Genomic DNA, 19457 nt, shown 5'->3' on the forward strand with positions numbered 1-19457 from the left:
AAATTAACCGCGCTAAGTAAATTAATATTGCGGCGTGGGTCATAACCAAAAGCGATGATGGCAAGGGCTAAAGTTTCTGCCGGTTTATACCGTTATACTGAGCATAACTGTCAGTCAAAAAGGAAATAATATGCGCCGTATAATCATGGCAGGAGCGTTGGCACTGGTGTCCAGCGCGACGCTGGCAAATCAGCTCTATCGCCCGGACGTGCAGGTGAATGTCCCACCGGAGGTGTTCAGTTCCAGCGGTCAGCGGGCGCAACCCTGTAGTCAGTGCTGTATTTATCAGGATCAAAACTACTCAGAAGGGGCGGTGATTAAAGCGGATGGCGTTTTGCTTCAGTGCCAGCGTGATGATAAAACGATCAGCACGAATCCGCTGGTCTGGCGTCGCGTAAAAGGATAAACGCTTCTAATAGCGGGATATCGGCAGGCGCCAGCGGATAACGCAGCGCCTCTTCGGGTGAACACCAGACGATATCCTGATGTTCATACACTTTCAGCTCCCCCTGATATGACGGTACATGCCAGGCATGTAAGTGAATGAGTCGGCCTGAAACCTCGCGTTGATGGCTGGCAATGTAGCGCCCAACGACCGCCTCGATGCCCAACTCTTCACGCAGTTCACGGACCAGCGCCTCTGGCTGACTTTCCCCCGGCTCAACCTTACCGCCAGCAAACTCCCACATACCTGACTGATCCGCATGCTGCGGGCGTTGAGCCAGTAAAATTTTGCCATCACGTTCAATGATAGCGGCGACCACGTCGAGGGTTTTCATTATATTCATCAAGATCTAACGGCAGAAAATGACATACTATCGTTATCTTTGTTTTATCTAAAGTATTCAGGAGCCACCGTTGAACGATCCTCAGTCGTGGGTAAAACCGTTAACGCGTATCCCTTCCAGTTTGCAACCGCTCGTTGCTACGCAGAAAAAACATTATGGCGATGTGCTGCATCCCACGCGCTGGTGGGGGCGGATGCCGTTCCTGTTCTGGCTGGTGGCGCTGTTTGTCGGGTTTCTGGAGCGTAAAAAGGCGCGCCTGTCGCCGGTGATGCGCGCGCTGTTGATGACTCGCGTTTCTCAGGTGTGCCACTGCGCTTTCTGCGTTGACGCCAACAGTTTACGGCTGGCTGAACGCTGCGGCGCGCTGGATAAAGTCTTACAGGTTGCCAACTGGCAAGAATCGACGCTATTTAGCGCAGAAGAACGTGTAGGGCTGGCCTATGCTGATGCGGTCACCGCAACGCCACCACAGGTTGACGATGCGCTGAAAGCGCAGATGAAGCAGTATTTTACCGATGACGCCATTACTGAAATGACCGCGCTGATTGCGTTTCAAAATCTCTCGGCGCGTTTTAATGCCGCTCTCGATATTCCCTCCCAGGGACTGTGCGACAGTTTTAAAGGACGCCCGAATGCTTGACCGCCATCTTCATCCGCGATTAAAACCGCTTTTGCATCGCTGCGTGGGCATCATTGATCAACCGGCGATTACCCCGGACGGACTTACGCTGGTCGGTTTTGCTATTGGCGTGCTGGCGTTGCCATTTCTGGCGTTAGGCTGGTATATGGCGGCGCTGGTGGCCATTGTACTCAATCGGCTGTTTGACGGGCTGGATGGGGCGCTGGCACGGCGCAGAGGGCTAACGGACGCGGGAGGATTTCTCGATATCTCGCTCGATTTTCTGTTTTACGCCTTAGTGCCGTTTGGTTTTATTCTTGCTGCGCCGGCGCAAAATGCGCTGGCAGGCGGTTGGCTGTTGTTCGCGTTTATTGGCACCGGCAGCAGCTTCCTGGCCTTCGCCGCGCTGGCGGCAAAGCATCAGATTGATAACCCCGGTTATGCGCATAAATCGTTTTATTATCTGGGCGGACTGACCGAAGGAACCGAGACGATTTTGCTGTTTGTGTTGGGATGTCTGTTACCGGAATATTTTGCAGTAATGGCGTGGGTCTTTGGCGCGCTGTGCTGGATGACGACGTTCACCCGGATCTGGAGCGGATATCTGACGCTGAAAGCGGTCCAGCGTCAGGCGTAACGTAGTGCGTTGCCGGATGCGCTTCGCTTATTCGGCCTACAACGATGGTTTATGTAGGCTGGGTAAAGCGTTCTCGCTGCATCCGGCAACAATGACAATCTTACTTGCTGGCGTCTGGACCCCGTTCACCGCTGGTGACCGGGTTTTTCGGAGAGCTGCTCCACTCATACCAGCCGCCGTCGTAGACGGAGACGTTTTTCCAGCCCATTGCGCGGGCATACATAAACGTTTCCGAAGCACGCCAGCCGGTACCACAATAGAATGAGACCTGTTGCTCTGGCAGGATATTCCATTGCTTCCACATGGCGGTGATGTCATCGGCGCTGCGCATGGTGCCATCCGGGTTATGGAAATCTTCCATGTGGGTGGAGTCGCTGCCTGCATGGCCCCAACGCGCCCCTGCGATCTCACCTTTTGGCTTAATGTAGCTATAGCCGCTGGTCGTACCGATAAATTCCGGCCATGAACGAATGCTCACCAAAGACGCATCCTGGCGATGCAGCAGACCGCGAGCCTGTTCCATATCCAGCATCAGTTGCGGTTGGGCAGGGATCGTCACGCCGAAATCAGGTTCAGGCTTCACCGTTGGTGCCGTACCGCGTTCGACCGGTAAACCTGAGTCAGACCAGGTCTGCCAGCCGCCGTCGAGCAGACGAACATCTTTCACACCTGCATACAGCATAATTTGTGCCACGCGCGCGGCGGCGTAGACATCGCGGCCGTATAAAATCACCGTGGTGTCGTGGCGGATGCCGTGTTTCGCCAGCATCGCTTTGAGCTGCGCGTCGGACACTTTATTCCACAGCGGTTCGCTTTCGACTTCGTTGGTATCAATATAGCCCGCGCCAGGGATATGGCTGAGCAGATACAACTTCGGCGCGCCCCAGGCGGCTTCAATCACTTTCCAGTCACCGGCCGGTTTGGCGGTCACCTCTTTACCCTGCTGAAGGTCGTGCAGCCACTGCGGGTAAACCAACTGTTCGAAGTGCGGCAGACGTTGCAGGCGGGCAGGGTCCGTAAGCGCATCGCTGAGGGTTGAGATAGCGTTAAAACCGACTTTCTGCAGGCGGGATTTGACGGCCTGCATGTCAGTATCGCTGCCATACAATGCCACCGGCGCGTCGGTTTTCAGGTGATGTGCCTTAACCCAGGCGCTGAGTTGTTCATCATTCATCTTGTCGAGCCAGGCGGCAGACAGGTTCAGTGCGGAAGGCTCGTGTCCTGAAGGACCATTAAGCGATTGCGGCCAGCCGTTGTAAAAAGCGCTCTGACGGGTATCGATCGCCGCGCCTTGCTTTTGCTGTAACTGGTTGAGGGTGAGCGTCTGTGCTGTTTCAGCAGCCCAGGAAGAAGCGCAAGCGAGCCCTAAAGCCAGTGCCAGCGCGGTCATTTGAGAAACACGTTTCATCGAATAGCCCGACGTTGAAAAAGAGGACGACATTCTGTGCCGCCAGTTAAGTAAAAACCTTGCGTTAACGCAGCATATCGCCACATTCACGCCCAGTTTTCCATCTGTAATACGCGACCTGCTGGCGGAACGTCCTGCGCATCGTGGGTAACCTGGACCACCGGAATACCCAGTTTACGTACTTCGGTGAAGACCCACTGGCGAAAGGTATCGCGCAGCGACGCATCCAGCCTGCTAAAGGGTTCATCGAGTAACAGCGCCTGGGGTTGCGCCAGCAGCGCGCGAAGCAGGGCGACACGCGAGCGTTGCCCGCCGGAGAGCGAAGCCGGATCGCGTGAATAAAATCCTGCCAGGCCCGCGCGTGCGAGGGCGCTTTCCACCTCATGGCGTCTGGCGAGACCTTGCACGCTGGCGGGTAAGGCCAGCAGTAAATTCTGCCCAACGCTGAAATGGTCAAACAGCAGCGCATCCTGAAACAGAATGCCAATCTGGCGCTGCGCGGTAGGCAGTGTGTCTACGCGCTGTTCGTTGAGCCACAGTTCGCCTGACGCCTGAAACTGAGGAGACAACGCCCCGATCATCCACGAAAATAGCGAAGACTTACCGCTGCCGGAAGGTCCCATAATGGTGACAATGTCACTTTTATTAACCTGAAAATTAACGTCCTTCAGTAGCGCTGTCGTACCCTGGTACAACGAAACGCCTTGTACAGTGAGCATTAGCGGAGTCCTTGTCGAAAGCGGCCAATCCACGCAGCGAGAAACGCCGCCAGTGCGAAAATTATAAGCGGTAACAGAAGCTGCCATAGCGCCTGGGTTGCCAGAATGGCGGTGCTACCGCCGCTGCTTAATGCCACCGCTTCGGTGGTCAGCGTGGGATAGCGCCCGGCGCCTAACCACAGCGTCGGCATATACTGGGCGATACTGACTGAGAACCCTACCGCGAAGGCAACCAGCGCCGGGCGCGCCAGCTGCGGACATTTTATCTGCCAGAATATGCGGCCCCGGGTCCAACCCAGCGTTTGCGCAATCAAAATCAATCGTGGGTCAATGCGTTGCCACGCCGGTTTGAGCACAAACAGCATCCATGGCATCACCCACAGCAGGTGTCCCCAGACAATGGTTATCATCAGCCCATCCTGTCCGGCATATAACGCCAACAGATACTGTCCAGTTACCAGCGGCAGCGCAGGCAAAATGAGCGGTAGCCAGACCCAACGGTGTCCGGTTTGTGGACCCCATTCCAGCCAGGCAAAAAGTATCAGCAGCGCCAGCACGCTGGAGAGAAGCCCCAGTTGCAGGCTAGTGCTGAGCGCCTCGCTATTTAGCGACGAATAGCTGGCGATCAGCGCCAGAACCAGCGCGCACACCACACCGCCAAAGGGCAAAAGTTGTACCAGCGAACGGCCGATTGTACAGGATGAAAAACGCAGGCGTTCCCCGTTTACTGCGGGAATAGTGCGTTGCCAGGCGCGCCAGAGCAGATACCCCGCCAGCGCGATGATGAGTAGCAGCAGTACCAGCAGCAGGCTGGCGAGTGCTCCTTTAGCCTGTTGCTCGGCATCGCCCTGACTGAGCCATTGCCAGCTCAACACGGCAAGCGTTGGCGGGTTTCCGGGACCAAGGACGATTGCTACATCCACTACCGAGAGCGACCAGGCGACAATCGCCAGCATGGCTTTGCCTAACGCGGGGGCGAGAGAGGGCAGAACCAGCCAGTTCAGGCATTGCAGTCGGCTGTAACCCAGCGAATCCAGGACGATAACCTGCTGCGAAAGCTGTTTTTCACTCAGCAGAGCTGAGAGGATCCATAACAAAAAGGCACTCTCTTTTACCGCCAGCGTCACGCCAAGCCCAATGCCGTAGCGATCAGGCTGGGGGCTGAGGAACGGGAGCCATTGCCAGAGCATGCCGCCTTCGGCAAAAACCAGCAGCACGCTGGTGGTGAAGGCAACATGTGGAATCGCCAGCAGCCACGGAAGACGCGTGCACAGACGCGCCCAGCCTGCGCCGGGCCATAAGGCGAGGATCGCCAGCAGGGCGATGATCAGCGCGCCGCCAGCCGCGAGGCTTACGGAAACCAGCGTTGCCAGTAACGCCTGCGGGAGTTGAGGATCGCTAAATAGCGCCAGCCAGTGTCTGGTGTTCAGCGCCGGCGTTATCAGAGAAAAAGCCGCTGGCGCCAGCGGCAGATAAACGCCCGCCATGATGGCCCAGAGTAGCAGAATTAATGTGTACCGTAGCGGCGTAGCCATTCTTGTTCCAGAGCGTTTACCCATGCAGCATGCGGTTCTGGCAGCATGGCAGGGAGCCCTTGTGGGATCCGCGCCAGCAGCGCATTACGCTGGTCGACAGGCAATTTTTGTGGATCAAGCACCGAAGGATCTCCCCAGACTGACGGGTCGGCTTTACGTAGCTGCGCTTCGGGTGAAAGCAGGAAATTTGCCACAACTTTCGCTCCGGCGCTGGCACGCGCATTCGCTGGAATGGTGACAAAATGCACGTTGCTGAGCATGCCCTGTGAGAAACCAAAACTATAGCTGCTTTTGGGTAATTCACCGCTGGCCACTTTTTGCTGCACGTGGGCAGGATTAAAGGTCATTGATAAACGCAGGGTGCCACCGTTGAGCAGCGCATCCATTCGCGCGGGCGTGGGCGGAAAATCTTTACCTTCGCGCCACAGGGCAGGATGCAAAGCATCAAGGTAATGCCACAATGGAGCGGTAACGTCGGCGAATGTGGACGCATCGGGTGCTATTTTCAGCGCCTGCGGCTTGTTGGTGAGCGAAATTAACAACTGCTCAAGAAAAGCCGTTCCGGTAAAGTCTGGCGGACGCGGATAGGTCACCGTGCCAGGGTGCGCCTGGGCAAACTCAAGCAGTGCCTGCGGGGATTGCGGCGGCTGCGCGGTGAGATCGTGCCTGGCAATAAATGTAAGCTGTGCGCCGCCCCACGGTGATTCAGCCCCCTCCGTTGGAATGGAAAAGTCTTCATTCACCGGTTTCTGGGTATCAACATAGCGCCAGTTAGGCAGCGTTTGCGCCCACTGGGTCTGTAGCAGCCCGGCTTCTTTCAGCGTGCGGAAATTTTCGCCGTTCACCCACAGTAAATCGACCGAGCCACCGGTTTTTCGCCCGGATGCCGCTTCCGTCTGGATACGTTTTACGGCGTCGGCGGCATCCGCCAGGCGTACGATTTTCAGGTTAATGGCATAGTGCGTTTTCATCTCGCCGCTAACCCAGTCGAGATACTGGTTAACTGCGTTGTCGCCACCCCAGGCGTTGAACCACACCGTCTGACCGCGGGCGTCATTTTTGATTTGCTGCCAACTGGCGTCCTCGGCGAAAGCCGCCAGCGGAGAGAGCAGCAAACTCAGGCACAATAAGCAGTAACGCATAATATCTCCATTGCTAAAAATGGGGGAAAGACTCAGGTCTTTTTCCGTTGATGCTCAAGATAAAGGCTTCTGGCCACGGCAATCACCACGCTCAGAGCGAACAGGATGAACAGGCCGGTAACAAACCAAAATGTGCCGCCGGTTAACAGGCTACCAGCCCATGAATAGACGATAGTGGCCGGTAACTGACCGATGCCGGTGGCGATGAAGAAATGGCGAAAACGAATCGAGGTCAGGCCTGCTGCGTAGCTTACCGGGTCGAACGGCACAAAAGGTAACAGGCGACAGACAAGAATTGTGTGCTTGCCATAGCGCTCGAAAAAAGTGTCCATGTTGTTCAGCACCGTTTTTCCGGTCAGTTTTTCCACCGCGCTGCGACCTAAAACGCGGGCAATAAAAAAGCACAGCGCCGCGCCTGCCATCGCGCTGCTCCAGGACAGTACGCCGCCACAAAATGCGCCAAACAGCGAGGCGTTGGCAAAGGTGATCACAAAGGCGGGAAGCGGCGCGACGATGGCCTGTAAGATCATCAGGAAGAACGACACGACCGCCGCCTGGGTTCCGTAAGAACGAATGAAGTTCTCAAGAGCATGCTGATCGAGCGTGGTAAATGCCGCCAGGCTGGCGTGAAGAAAATCACTCACGCCAGGTATCCACGCCCACGCCATCAGGGCGAGCAGCAGCAGGGCAAGCAAGCTTATACGGTAATAGCGTGTCCGCCGCGCTTTATTCATCTTGATCATTTACCCGCGTACTCGTGACCGGGCGCCGGATCGACATGTTTATGCCGCGCCCAGGCTTTGGCTGCCTGAACGAGGACGAATAGCGCCAGCCCCGCAACGCTGAGCTTACCGATAAATGCCCAGCTAATCCCTTCGCTGGCCAGTTCGTGCGACATCAGCGTATAGATAAAGATGCCGGGCAAGGTGGTTAGCGCAGATATCACGGTAAATGACCAGAACGGAATGGCCGTCAGCCCATAGGCATAGTTTTGAATGTTATAGGGGAACAGTGGCACGAGCCGGGTCAGGATCAGAAAGTCTACTCCGCTATGGGCAATGCCTTTTTCGATAGCCTGAAACGTTGCCGTATGGCCAACGTATTTCAACAGTAATTCCCGCCCAAGCCAGCGAGCCAGCATAAACGACAGCGCCGAAGCCGTGGTTGCCGCCACTAACGAGATAAGCGTCCCTGTCACCGGGCCAAACAGCACACCGCCGACGATCACCAGGATGCTGCCAGGGATCAGACACAGCGCGGCAACTATAAACAGCAGGATATAAAGGGTATAGCCGAACAGGCCGCTTTGGCGGATGACATCTTGTAAATGATGGAAATTGGTGATCAGATCGGTCAGACCGTAATGATGGAAAACTCCCGCCAGAACGCAGAACAATACCGCAACAACTAGCAGCCGGTATTCTGCGTTATGCGAACTTCTTTTTCATGGGGGGTCTCCTGTAAAACCGAATGCAATGTAGCGTTTTCGTCAGCGAAAAGTGCGCGCGAAGATATAATAAATTTCCGGCCGCAACAATGTATTACCGTGGCTTTATTGATTTTGCACAGAATAAACAGACTCTCCAGGCCAGGCCCGGAGAGTGAAAATACGCAGACGATCAGACGCGGAATTTAGCCCATACAGGCGCATGGTCGGACGGCTTTTCCATGCTGCGGATTTCATAGTCGATGCCGGTTTCTTCGCAGCGCTCCGCCAGCGGTTTGCTCGCCAGCAGCAGATCGATACGCAGGCCACGGTTATCATCAAAGCCTTTTGAGCGGTAATCAAACCACGAGAACTGGTCGTTCTTTTCAGGCCAGGCGTGACGGTAGGTATCTACCAGGCCCCAGCCCAGCAGACGCTCCATCCACTCGCGCTCTTCTGGCAGGAAGGAACATTTGCCGGTACGCAGCCAGCGTTTACGGTTCTCTTCGCCAATACCGATATCGAGGTCGGTTGGGCTGATATTCATATCGCCCATGATCAATACCGGATTGTCGCGCTTCAGTTCAGTCTCCAGGTAGTTTTGTAGGTTCTGATAAAACGCGGCTTTGGCCGGGAACTTGGTTTCATGGTCACGGCTTTCGCCCTGCGGGAAATAGCCGTTAATCACCGTGATGCTGCCCAGAGGCGACGGAATTTCCGCCATGATGATACGACGCTGCGCTTCTTCGTCATCACCCGGGAAGCCACGACGCACCGCAATCGGCGTTTCTTTCGTTAATAGTGCTACGCCGTAGTGGCCTTTCTGACCGTGATAAAAGACGTTATAACCCAGCTTTGCTACCTCTTCGAGAGGGAACATATCGTCGTGGACTTTTGTCTCCTGTAAGCCAATAACATCCGGTTGGTGTTTTTCGACAATGGCTGCCAGTTGATGGGGACGGGCACGCAGGCCGTTGATATTAAAAGAGACAAATTTCATAGTCGCTGCCACTTTGCAAGATGAATAGTGCAAGGATGGTAGCAGAATTTCTGCAGGCTGACTGCTTCTTGTCACCTGATTCCAACAATGATTGCTAATGGTGTTAACGATGGAGCAAAAACTGCACCGTTTTGGCGCGTAGCGCGTCGGAATAGAGCAATAATTTCCGATAAATTTCGTATACGATCACAATTCCAGAATTATATTTGGCGACTGAATAAAATTGCGTTTTTTCCTCTGTTTAGTCATCTGGTACGCAAACATATTCACTTTATATGCACATACAGTGAATATCGTCAGGTTGTAACTCGTTGATATTCCGTCACCGCCCTCCGTTTATGCACTTTTTTCGCTGGCTGGCACGAAGCCTGCAATCTACATTTACACCGCAAACACTATATTTATTAACATATAGATAACCTTTTATTTACCGTTGAGGTCGCTATGTCTCTGTCAATTACGCGTGAAAATTTTGATGAATGGATGATGCCCGTATACGCTCCGGCCCCTTTTATTCCGGTGCGTGGCGAAGGTTCACGTCTGTGGGATCAGCAGGGTAAAGAGTATATCGATTTCGCGGGAGGCATTGCGGTTAACGCGCTGGGTCATGCACATCCGGCATTGCGCGAGGCATTAAACGACCAGGCGAGCAAATTCTGGCATACGGGAAATGGCTACACCAACGAGCCGGTGCTGCGCCTGGCGAAAAAGCTGATTGATGCCACTTTTGCCGAGCGTATTTTCTTCTGTAACTCTGGCGCAGAAGCTAACGAAGCGGCATTAAAATTGGCACGTAAATATGCCCACGATCGTTTTGGTAGCCAGAAGAGCGGCATTGTGGCGTTTAAAAATGCTTTCCATGGTCGCACGCTGTTTACCGTCAGCGCCGGAGGACAGCCCGCCTATTCACAGGACTTCGCGCCGCTGCCGCCGGATATCCGCCATGCGGTGTATAACGATCTCGACTCTGCCAGCCAACTGATTGATGACAACACCTGTGCGGTTATTGTGGAGCCGGTCCAGGGGGAAGGCGGCGTAGTGCCGGCAACAAACGCCTTTTTGCAGGGGCTGCGTGAATTATGCGATCACCATAATGCGCTGTTGATTTTTGATGAAGTTCAGACCGGAGTTGGTCGTACCGGCGAACTGTATGCCTACATGCACTACGGCGTTACGCCGGACCTGCTGACGACAGCGAAAGCGCTGGGCGGCGGTTTTCCCATCGGCGCACTGCTGGCGACAGAGCGTTGCGCCAGTGTGATGACGGTCGGTACGCACGGTACAACCTACGGCGGAAACCCGCTGGCCACTGCGGTGGCGGGAAAACTGCTGGAAATTGTTAACACGCCGGAAGTGCTTAACGGAGTGAAACAGCGTCACGACTGGTTTGTGGAGCGTATTAACGCCATTAACGAACGTTTTGGACTGTTTAGTGAAATTCGTGGACTCGGACTGCTGATTGGCTGTGTGCTGAACGCGGAATTTGCCGGGAAAGCAAAACTCATCTCGCAAGAAGCGGCCGTTGCCGGAGTGATGGTGCTGATTGCTGGCGCTAATGTGGTGCGGTTTGCGCCAGCGTTAAACGTTAGCGAAGAAGAAATCGCCACCGGACTGGATCGCTTTGCGCTGGCCTGCGAACGCATTAAAGCAGGAGGTTCATCATGATGGTGATTCGTCCCATTGAACGTGCTGATATCACGGCGCTGATGCAGCTTGCCAGTAAGACCGGCGGCGGGTTGACCTCGCTACCGGCGAATGAAGCTACGCTGATGGCGCGTATCGAACGTTCGCTACAAACCTGGCGCGGTGAGTTGCCCAAAAGTGAGCAGGGATATGTGTTTGTGCTTGAAGACAGCGCCAGCGGAACCGTGGCAGGGATTTGCGCCATTGAGGTGGCGGTGGGGCTTAACGATCCCTGGTACAACTACCGGGTCGGTACTCTGGTGCACGCCTCGAAAGAGCTGAACGTGTATAACGCGCTGCCGACGCTGTTTCTGAGTAACGATCACACGGGCAGTAGCGAACTTTGTTCTCTGTTTCTCGATCCGGACTGGCGTAAAGAAGGCAACGGCTATTTGTTGTCGAAGTCGCGCTTTATGTTTATGGCGGCCTTTCGTGACCGGTTCAATGAGAAGGTCGTGGCCGAGATGCGCGGCGTGATCGATGAACACGGCTACTCTCCGTTTTGGCAAAGCCTCGGCAAACGTTTTTTCTCAATGGAGTTCAGCCGGGCGGATTTTCTCTGCGGAACCGGGCAAAAAGCCTTTATTGCTGAACTGATGCCTAAGCATCCGATTTATACCCATTTCCTGTCTGACGAAGCGCAAAGCGTGATTGGTCAGGTGCATCCGCAAACGGCTCCTGCGCGGGCGGTGCTGGAGAAAGAAGGATTTCGCTACCGCAACTACGTCGATATTTTCGACGGCGGACCGACCCTGGAATGCGATATTGACCGGGTACGGGCTATCCGTAAAAGCAGGCTGGTGGAGGTGGCTGAAGGGCAGCCTGCGCCGGGCGACTATCCTGCTTGTCTGGTTGCCAATGAAAATTATCAAAATTTCCGCGTCATGTTGGTTCGTGCCGACCCGGATACTCAGCGTCTGGTGCTGACGGCGGCGCAACTGGACGCCCTGAAATGTCACGCGGGCGACCATGTACGTTTTGTGCGTCTTTGTGCAGAGGAGAAAACAGCATGACATTATGGATAAACGGCGACTGGGTGACGGGGCTGGGCGAGCGTCGGGTGAAAACCAATCCCGTAAGCGGTGATGTACTGTGGCAGGGCAATGATGCCGATGCAGCCCAGGTAGCGCAGGCGTGCCGGGCCGCGCGCGCAGCCTTTGCCAGTTGGGCTAAACAGCCCTTTGGCGCACGCCAGGCCATTGTTGAAAAATTTGCCTCATTGCTGGAAAGCAATAAAGCCGAACTCACACAGATTATCGCCCGGGAAACCGGCAAACCCCGTTGGGAAGCCGCTACAGAACTGACGGCGATGATCAATAAAATTGCCATCTCCGTGAAAGCTTGGCATGCGCGTACCGGAGAGCATCACAGCGAATTACCGGATGGCGCAGCGACGTTGCGCCATCGCCCGCACGGCGTGCTGGCGGTTTTTGGCCCGTATAACTTCCCCGGCCATTTACCCAATGGTCATATTGTTCCGGCACTGCTGGCAGGCAACACATTGATTTTCAAACCCAGCGAGCTGACGCCGTGGACCGGTGAAGCCGTAACAAAGCTGTGGGAGCAGGCGGGATTGCCGCCGGGTGTGCTGAACCTGGTGCAGGGCGGTCGCGATGCGGGGCAGGCGCTGAGCGCGCAGGACGATCTCGATGGCCTGCTGTTTACCGGCAGTGCCAATACGGGTTATCAACTGCATCGACAGCTATCCGGCCAGCCGGAAAAAATCCTTGCTCTGGAGATGGGGGGCAACAACCCGCTGATTATTGAGAACCCGGAAGATATTGATGCCGCAGTGCATCTGACTATTCAATCCGCGTTTGTCACCGCCGGACAGCGTTGTACCTGCGCCCGTCGCCTGTTAGTTAAAAAAGGCGCGCAGGGGGATGCGTTCCTGACGCGCCTGGTGGACGTTAGCCAGCGTTTAATGCCCGGCAACTGGGACGCAGAACCGCAGCCATTTATTGGCGGGCTGATTTCCGAACAGGCCGCGCGGCATGTCTATGATGCCTGGCAGCGTCTGGAATCGTTAGGGGGCCGGACGCTGTTAGCGCCACGTCTGGTGCAAGCCGGAACGTCACTGCTCACCCCAGGGATCATCGAACTGACCGGGGCGGCGAACGTACCCGATGAAGAGGTCTTTGGACCGCTGCTTGGCGTCTGGCGTTATGACAGCTTTGATGACGCAATTCGTATGGCGAACAACACCCGCTTTGGATTGTCGTGTGGGTTGGTTTCCCCCGATCGCAGCCAGTTTGATCAACTGCTGCTCGAGGCGCGGGCCGGGATCGTCAACTGGAATAAGCCGTTAACCGGCGCGGCGAGTACAGCGCCGTTTGGCGGCGTTGGCGCATCCGGGAACCATCGCGCCAGCGCGTGGTATGCTGCAGATTATTGCGCCTGGCCGATGGCAAGTCTGGAATCACCGGCCTTAACGCTGCCAACGACGCTTAGCCCCGGCCTGGATTTTTCTCGCGAGGATAAGCTATGAAAGCCCGTGAGGTAAATTTTGATGGTCTGGTGGGGCTGACCCACCACTATGCGGGGCTGTCATTTGGTAATGAGGCCTCAACCAAACATCGTTTTCAGGTATCGAACCCGCGTCTGGCGGCGAAGCAGGGTCTGCTAAAGATGAAAGCGCTGGCGGATGCGGGATTTCCCCAGGCGGTGATCCCGCCTCATGAGCGGCCGTATATTCCGGTGCTGCGTCAGTTGGGCTTTACCGGCCGCGACGAACAGATACTGGAGAACGTGGCGCGTCAGGCGCCTCACTGGCTCTCCAGCGCCAGCTCCGCATCGTCTATGTGGGTGGCGAATGCGGCAACGGTCTGCCCTTCAGCCGATGCGCTGGACGGGAAAGTGCATCTGACGGTGGCGAATCTGAATAATAAGTTTCACCGTTCGCTGGAAGCGCCGACCACCGAAGCGTTGTTACGGGCGATTTTCCGTGATGAGAATAGTTTTACGGTCCACGGCGCGTTACCCCAGGTTGCGCTATTCGGTGATGAAGGTGCGGCAAACCATAACCGCCTCAGTGGGGATTACGGCGACCCTGGCGTACAGCTGTTTGTTTACGGTCGTGAAGAAGGGAATGTGTCCCATCCGAAGCGCTATCCGGCGAGGCAATCCCGTGAGGCCAGCGAGGCGGTCGCCCGACTGAATCAGGTTAACCCGCATCAGCGCATTTTTGCCCAGCAAAACCCGGACGTTATCGATCTTGGCGTGTTTCATAACGATGTGATTGCGGTGTCGAATCGCCAGGTACTGTTTTGTCATCAGCTGGCGTTTGTCAGACAGCAGGCGTTGTTCGAGCAGTTACGCAGTCAGGTGGCAGGTTTTACCCCGCTGGAAGTCCCGGCTGCGGAAGTGTCGTTGCAGGATGCGGTGACTACCTATCTGTTTAACAGCCAGTTACTGAGCCGTGATGACGGTTCGATGATGCTGGTCCTGCCGCAGGAGTGTCGGGAGCATGCGGGCGTGTGGCGGTATTTGAACCGTCTGCTCGAGGAAGACAATCCGATCGATGACCTGCAGGTATTCGATCTGCGTGAAAGTATGTCCAACGGCGGCGGTCCGGCATGTCTGCGCCTGAGAGTGGTGCTTACGCCACAGGAGCTGCAGGCCGTAAATCCGGCGGTTATCATGAACGATAATCTGTTTAACACGCTGAATAATTGGATCGACCGTTACTATCGCGATCGTCTTACCGCCGCCGACCTTGCCGACCCGCAGCTGTTGCGTGAGGGGCGTGAAGCGCTGGATACGTTGACGCAATTGCTCAACCTCGGCTCTGTGTATCCCTTCCAGCAGGAGAAGACCCGCCATGGATAATTTTCTGGCCCAGACGCTGGCAGGGATAACCCCCGAGACAATCGAGGGTACAGCTCGCGGCTTTTCCTGGCAGTGGATTGGTCACGGAATTCTGGAGCTGACGCCGGTCGCTCCGGCGGAATATTCGCTGGTGCTGTCTGCGGGGATCCACGGTAATGAAACGGCCCCGGTAGAGATACTTGATTCAATTCTCTCCAGGCTGTTTAGCGGTGAACTAACGCTCACATGGCGGCTGCTGGTGATTCTGGGGAACCCGCAGGCGCTGGCGGCGGGACAACGTTATTGTCATAGCGACCTGAACCGTATGTTTGGCGGCCGTTGGCAGATTTTTGCCGCGAGCGAAGAAACGCACCGAGCCCATCAGCTTGAGCTGTGTCTGGAGGATTTTTATTCGCGGGCGAAAGAGCCAGTCCGCTGGCATCTGGATCTGCACACCGCGATTCGCGGCTCGCAGCATCTGCGCTTTGGCGTGTTGCCACAACGCAACGTTGCCTGGGACGAAGATTTTTTGGGATGGCTGGGAGAGGCAGGGCTGGAGGCGCTGGTTTTCCATCAGACACCTGGCGGCACGTTCACCCATTTTAGCGCTGAACATTTTGGCGCGCTGGCCTGCACGCTGGAACTGGGTAAAGCGCTGCCGTTTGGACAAAACGATCTGACTCAGTTTGCGCAGACGGCAGATGCGCTGGCGAAGCTGCTGCAGGGCGAGCGAATGTCACCGGGAGAAACATCTCCGCTGCGTTACCGCGTGGTGTCGCAAATCACGCGGCGTAGCGACGATTTCATTCTTCACATGGATAACCAGACGCTCAATTTTACCCCTTTTACAGAGGGCACCTTGCTGGCGCAGGACGGTGATGAACGTTTTACCGTCACCCATGATGTTGAATACGTTCTTTTTCCAAATCCAAACGTGGCCTGTGGTTTACGTGCCGGATTGATGCTCGAAAAATTATGACAAATATATATGCCCTTTTGGTTTATCCCTAAGGGCTTATTTTTACGTGCTGTTTTTATTTATTACGGATTATTCCTGGTGAATTGCTTTCTTAATAATCAGGGATGAGGTATAGTTCTTCATAATCCCTTCAAAATCATCCCGTTGTAATTTTTCATTGCAACTCTGCGCAATTTATTCTTTTTTTCTCCATAATTGATGAAAGTTTGTTTTTTACACTTTCATTGTTTTACCGTTGCTCTGATTAATTGACGCTTAAGCCGGTAAAGTTAATCTCGTCAACACGACATCACATTGCATAAGAGTCGCATGAGTGTCGTAAAAATAACTGAAAGAAAGGATAGAAATTATGCGTAAACTGACTGCTCTGTTTGTTGCCTCTACCCTGGCGCTGGGCGCTGCTAACCTGGCCCACGCCGCTGACACGACAACAGCTGCGCCAGCTGATGCCAAACCAATGATGCACCACAACGGTAAGTTTGCCCCGCATCATGACATGATGTTTAAAGACCTGAACCTGACCGATGCGCAGAAACAGCAGATTCGCGAGATCATGAAAGGTCAGCGCGATCAGATGAAACGACCGCCGCTGGAAGAGCGCCGCGCAATGCACGACATCATCGCCAGCGATAGCTTCGATAAAGCGAAAGCGGAAGCGCAGATTGCGAAGATGGAAGAACAGCGCAAAGCCAACATGCTGGCGCATATGGAAACCCAGAACAAGATTTACAACATTCTGACCCCGGAACAGAAAAAGCAGTTTAATGCCAATTTTGAGAAGCGTCTGACAGAACGTGCCGCGCAGAAGGGTAAAATGCCGCAAGCTGCTGAGTAATCGTTCAGCGTCTACACTATATCATTCACGCTGTGTGTGCTAATTGCCGCACAGTGTGAAACCAAACTCAAGACCGCCGCTCTTGTCCACAACACGTTTAACGAGGTGGGCAGGATCGGCGGTTTTTTCTTTGCTGCCTCTTGCACCGCGCTTGTGACACGTTATTCTCCTGAAGCCCGCGAAAATTCCACCTGGAGGGCGCGTTGTTCTTTTTTGCAAAACACCGGGTTCATCGCTAAGGCAAATCAACTCTGCTGCCGATAACAATAATCTGCAGGGTGAACATAACAATGATGATTTATGGCTGCCTGTTTACGGTGGGCTGCCGTGCTGCGCCTTTCTGGAGGGATGATGGAATACTTTGATATCCGCAAAATGCCGGTCAATCTGTGGCGAAATGGTGCGGGAGAAACGCGTGAGATTTGCTGTTTTCCGCCAGCAACACGAGATTTTCACTGGCGGGCGAGTATCGCCTCCATCGCAGCGAATGGGGAGTTTTCTCTTTTTCCCGGCGTAGAACGCGTGATTACCCTGCTGGAAGGCGGAGAAGTGACGCTGGAAGAGCCGAACACTTTCACGCATACCCTGAAACAGCATCAGCCTTTTACCTTTGCCGGTGACAAGGTGGTAAAAGCGAAGCTGACGGAAGGGCAGATGTCGATGGATTTTAATATCATGACCCGACGGGATGTCTGCCAGGCAAAAGTCAGAGTTGCCGATCGCACCTTTACGACTTTTGGTTCGCGCGGCGGCGTGGTGTTTGTTATCAGCGGAGCCTGGCAACTGGGTGATAAGTTGTTGACCGTCGATCAGGGTGCAAGCTGGCACGACGGTAAACACACGTTACGACTGCTGGAGCGCGAGGGGAAACTGCTGTTCAGCGAGATTAACTGGATGCCGGGGCATTCTCCGGACTCAGTTCAATAATGTCATATTGACCAGACAGAATAGGCCGGCAGAGAATTTTGTAGCCATCTTGATCAAAGCCGGCCGGCATTCGCGCCAGTGTAGCTGCCTCATCCAGCGTTGAAACGGCTCCCAGCCACAGCCAGTTATTGATGATATGGTACTGCGTCATTTCAGCGCGGGTTTCCTGCAGCGCAATGGCATTGCTCCACGGCCAGCAGATTACGCGCACTCTTTCCAGGGCTTCTACCAGACGCAAATAATGTGCTTCAGGGCTTTCTTTCCCGCAGCAGGCTCCGGCGCAGCGTTTAAGCGCGGAGCGAAAACAGGCGCGCCCGTGGCTGAGGGGTTCCAGCCCCAACAGGCCGTAGCATAGCTGTTGTTCATCGGCGAGGCTTTGCAGCGTCTGTAGCGCTGCGCGGCGGTTGGCAAACAGGCCAAACAGATTGGGGGCGTGGGAGAAATCAATATCTCGTGCGTAAACCACCTGAACCGTTCGGTCGGTAAGCTGCAAGGCACACAGCTGGCGATTGCGTCGCAGCCGTTTGTTAAACAGGGGCTGCTGTTCTTTGATAAGCCGCGCTTCCAGCAGCAGGGCGCCAATTTCTCCGGCCGTACAAATCCAGCTAATGCGCCTGGCCTGACGCAGCATACTCGCTTCGTCTGCGGTACGCAGATGCGCCAGCACACGGCTGCGAATATTGACACTTTTACCAATATAAAGCGGCATGGTGTCGCTATCACTGTGAAACAGATAGACGCCTGGCGCGGTGGGAAGCGCACTCAAAAACGGGCGCAAATGCTCGGGATATTCATAGATTGCCGCTGCCTCAAATGTCAGACGAGGGGCTGATTGACGCTGTACCACTGTTGACTCCAGATGCTGGTTATTCATCCAGTGTAGCAGTTTGAGGGCGATTAAAAAAGCGGCATGAGATTCAGCAGGCTAATGCCAGATAGTGCCAATCCTGGCGCTACCCGGCATTTTGAAGGGAAAGGATTACGCTTTTTTCCAGAAATTATCAAACACGGTGATCGGGGTGCGACGTTTATGCTCAGTTTTCACGTACCAGCCTTCAATTTTTTTCGCGACGTCGGCATCCAGCGTTTTTCCTTCCAGATAGTCGTCGATGTTGTCGTAAGTGACGCCCAGTGCGGCTTCATCCGGCAGAGAAGGACGATCGTCCTCGAGGTCGGCAGTTGGTGCTTTCTTATATAAGTGCTCCGGGCACCCCAGCGCGGCGAGCAGTTGTTTGCCCTGGCGCTTGTTCAGACGAAATAGTGGGTTAATGTCGGTACCGCCATCACCGTACTTAGTGAAAAATCCGGTGATGGCTTCTGCAGCATGATCGGTACCCACGACAACCCCGCTGGTCATGCCGGCGATACTGTATTGTGCCTTCATACGTTCACGGGCTTTTTCATTGCCGCGCACAAAATCGCTCAGTTCGATACCCGCTTCACGCAGGGCCTGCTCGCTGGCCAGCACCGCGCCCTTAATATTGACGGTCAGTACGCGGTCCGGTTGAATAAAGGCGATGGCATCCTGGCAGTCCTGCTCATCGGCCTGAACGCCATACGGTAGGCGTACGGCAATAAACTGCAGTGCGTCATTACCCGTTTCTTTTCGCAGCTCGGTGATCGCCATCTGGCACAGTTTTCCCGCGAGCGTTGAGTCCTGTCCGCCGCTAATTCCCAACACCAGCGATTTCAGAAAGGGGTAGGTCTGCAGATACGATTTCAGGAAATCCACGCTGCGGCGAATTTCTTCTTCTGCATCGATGTGCGGTTTTGCGCCAAGCGCCTGGATTATCTCTTGCTGCAGAGTCATTTAACCCCCTCCGAAAAATAAAATGATCAAAAAAATGATGTGTTAAAGCTAACGCGTTGAGGCCCAAACGACAAGGGATGCGAGCCTGATATAGCATCATTTTGTTTTAATAGAATTTTCCGAAACCACCTAAGTATCCTCT

20 protein-coding genes are annotated in these 19457 nt (G+C 54.7%); 10 read left to right on the forward strand and 10 right to left on the reverse strand.

What is annotated here, in order from left to right; translation table 11 throughout:
• The first annotated feature begins 130 nt into the window (after positions 1-130).
• Positions 131-406, forward strand: coding sequence for a YnjH family protein (locus tag WC7_RS15410; RefSeq protein WP_016152834.1), 276 nt, complete (start codon positions 131-133; stop codon positions 404-406).
• On the opposite strand, the gene WC7_RS15405 is transcribed toward WC7_RS15410, so the two are convergent.
• The gene (locus WC7_RS15405) at positions 366-779 is read right to left on the reverse strand and encodes a pyrimidine (deoxy)nucleoside triphosphate diphosphatase (RefSeq protein ID WP_032947020.1); all 414 of its coding nucleotides are present in this window, start codon (positions 777-779) and stop codon (positions 366-368) included. The two genes, WC7_RS15410 and WC7_RS15405, sit on opposite strands and share 41 nt — an antisense overlap.
• A gap of 79 nt (positions 780-858) precedes the next feature.
• On the opposite strand from WC7_RS15405, the gene WC7_RS15400 reads away from it, so the two are divergent.
• Positions 859-1428: a carboxymuconolactone decarboxylase family protein gene (locus tag WC7_RS15400; RefSeq protein WP_016152836.1), complete on the forward strand. Its 570-nt coding sequence runs from the start codon at positions 859-861 to the stop codon at positions 1426-1428.
• Positions 1421-2044: a CDP-alcohol phosphatidyltransferase family protein gene (locus WC7_RS15395; RefSeq protein ID WP_016152837.1), complete on the forward strand. Its 624-nt coding sequence runs from the start codon at positions 1421-1423 to the stop codon at positions 2042-2044. The genes WC7_RS15400 and WC7_RS15395 overlap by 8 nt, the downstream gene beginning before the upstream one ends.
• A 100-nt stretch (positions 2045-2144) precedes the next feature.
• Here WC7_RS15395 and WC7_RS15390 read toward each other — a convergent pair whose 3' ends face one another.
• The 7 genes from WC7_RS15390 to xthA all read right to left on the reverse strand — a co-directional run bounded on the left by WC7_RS15390 (position 2145) and on the right by xthA (position 9274).
• Positions 2145-3452, reverse strand: coding sequence for a sulfurtransferase (locus WC7_RS15390; protein ID WP_032947087.1), 1308 nt, complete (start codon positions 3450-3452; stop codon positions 2145-2147).
• 86 nt (positions 3453-3538) lie between these two features.
• Positions 3539-4171 carry an ATP-binding cassette domain-containing protein gene (locus tag WC7_RS15385; protein ID WP_016152839.1) on the reverse strand — a complete coding sequence of 211 codons (633 nt, stop codon included), beginning with the start codon at positions 4169-4171 and terminating at the stop codon, positions 3539-3541.
• Positions 4171-5706: an ABC transporter permease family protein gene (locus WC7_RS15380; protein WP_016152840.1), complete on the reverse strand. Its 1536-nt coding sequence runs from the start codon at positions 5704-5706 to the stop codon at positions 4171-4173. Before WC7_RS15380 ends, WC7_RS15385 begins: the two co-directional genes overlap by 1 nt.
• Entirely contained in the window at positions 5679-6848 is a 1170-nt protein-coding gene (locus tag WC7_RS15375; protein ID WP_016152841.1) for an ABC transporter substrate-binding protein, read from the reverse strand. Before WC7_RS15375 ends, WC7_RS15380 begins: the two co-directional genes overlap by 28 nt.
• A 32-nt stretch (positions 6849-6880) precedes the next feature.
• Positions 6881-7591: a TVP38/TMEM64 family protein gene (locus WC7_RS15370; protein ID WP_016152842.1), complete on the reverse strand. Its 711-nt coding sequence runs from the start codon at positions 7589-7591 to the stop codon at positions 6881-6883.
• The gene (locus WC7_RS15365; protein ID WP_016152843.1) at positions 7588-8244 is read right to left on the reverse strand and encodes a TVP38/TMEM64 family protein; all 657 of its coding nucleotides are present in this window, start codon (positions 8242-8244) and stop codon (positions 7588-7590) included. The genes WC7_RS15370 and WC7_RS15365 overlap by 4 nt, the downstream gene beginning before the upstream one ends.
• A gap of 223 nt (positions 8245-8467) precedes the next feature.
• Positions 8468-9274: an exodeoxyribonuclease III gene (xthA, locus tag WC7_RS15360; RefSeq protein WP_016152844.1), complete on the reverse strand. Its 807-nt coding sequence runs from the start codon at positions 9272-9274 to the stop codon at positions 8468-8470.
• Between the two features lie 444 nt (positions 9275-9718).
• Between xthA and WC7_RS15355 the strand changes: the two genes are divergently transcribed.
• The 7 genes from WC7_RS15355 (at position 9719) to ves (ending at position 17505) form a co-directional block, all read left to right on the forward strand.
• A complete protein-coding gene (locus tag WC7_RS15355) occupies positions 9719-10939 on the forward strand; it encodes a succinylornithine/acetylornithine transaminase (RefSeq protein WP_016152845.1) in 1221 nt (406 codons plus the stop codon).
• Complete coding sequence (astA, locus tag WC7_RS15350; protein ID WP_016152846.1) at positions 10936-11970, forward strand: arginine N-succinyltransferase; 1035 nt, start codon at positions 10936-10938, stop codon at positions 11968-11970. The genes WC7_RS15355 and astA overlap by 4 nt, the downstream gene beginning before the upstream one ends.
• Positions 11967-13445 (forward strand): succinylglutamate-semialdehyde dehydrogenase, encoded by a 1479-nt coding sequence (astD, locus tag WC7_RS15345; RefSeq protein ID WP_016152847.1) that lies wholly within the window; start codon positions 11967-11969, stop codon positions 13443-13445. Before astA ends, astD begins: the two co-directional genes overlap by 4 nt.
• Positions 13442-14785 (forward strand): N-succinylarginine dihydrolase, encoded by a 1344-nt coding sequence (gene astB, locus WC7_RS15340; protein ID WP_016152848.1) that lies wholly within the window; start codon positions 13442-13444, stop codon positions 14783-14785. Before astD ends, astB begins: the two co-directional genes overlap by 4 nt.
• Positions 14778-15743, forward strand: a complete 966-nt coding sequence (astE, locus tag WC7_RS15335; RefSeq protein ID WP_016152849.1) for a succinylglutamate desuccinylase — start codon at positions 14778-14780, stop codon at positions 15741-15743. Before astB ends, astE begins: the two co-directional genes overlap by 8 nt.
• A 349-nt stretch (positions 15744-16092) precedes the next feature.
• Positions 16093-16578 (forward strand): ATP-independent periplasmic protein-refolding chaperone Spy, encoded by a 486-nt coding sequence (spy, locus tag WC7_RS15330; protein WP_003030629.1) that lies wholly within the window; start codon positions 16093-16095, stop codon positions 16576-16578.
• Between the two features lie 351 nt (positions 16579-16929).
• The gene (gene ves / locus WC7_RS15325; RefSeq protein ID WP_016152850.1) at positions 16930-17505 is read left to right on the forward strand and encodes an environmental stress-induced protein Ves; all 576 of its coding nucleotides are present in this window, start codon (positions 16930-16932) and stop codon (positions 17503-17505) included.
• On the opposite strand, the gene cho is transcribed toward ves, so the two are convergent.
• Entirely contained in the window at positions 17465-18352 is an 888-nt protein-coding gene (gene cho / locus WC7_RS15320) for an excinuclease Cho (protein ID WP_016152851.1), read from the reverse strand. The two genes, ves and cho, sit on opposite strands and share 41 nt — an antisense overlap.
• Positions 18353-18484: 132 nt before the next feature.
• Positions 18485-19315, reverse strand: coding sequence for an ammonia-dependent NAD(+) synthetase (gene nadE, locus WC7_RS15315; protein WP_016152852.1), 831 nt, complete (start codon positions 19313-19315; stop codon positions 18485-18487).
• Positions 19316-19457: the final 142 nt, after the last annotated feature.

This window comes from Citrobacter sp. KTE151 (assembly GCF_000398845.1).
GTDB lineage: Bacteria > Pseudomonadota > Gammaproteobacteria > Enterobacterales > Enterobacteriaceae > Citrobacter > Citrobacter braakii.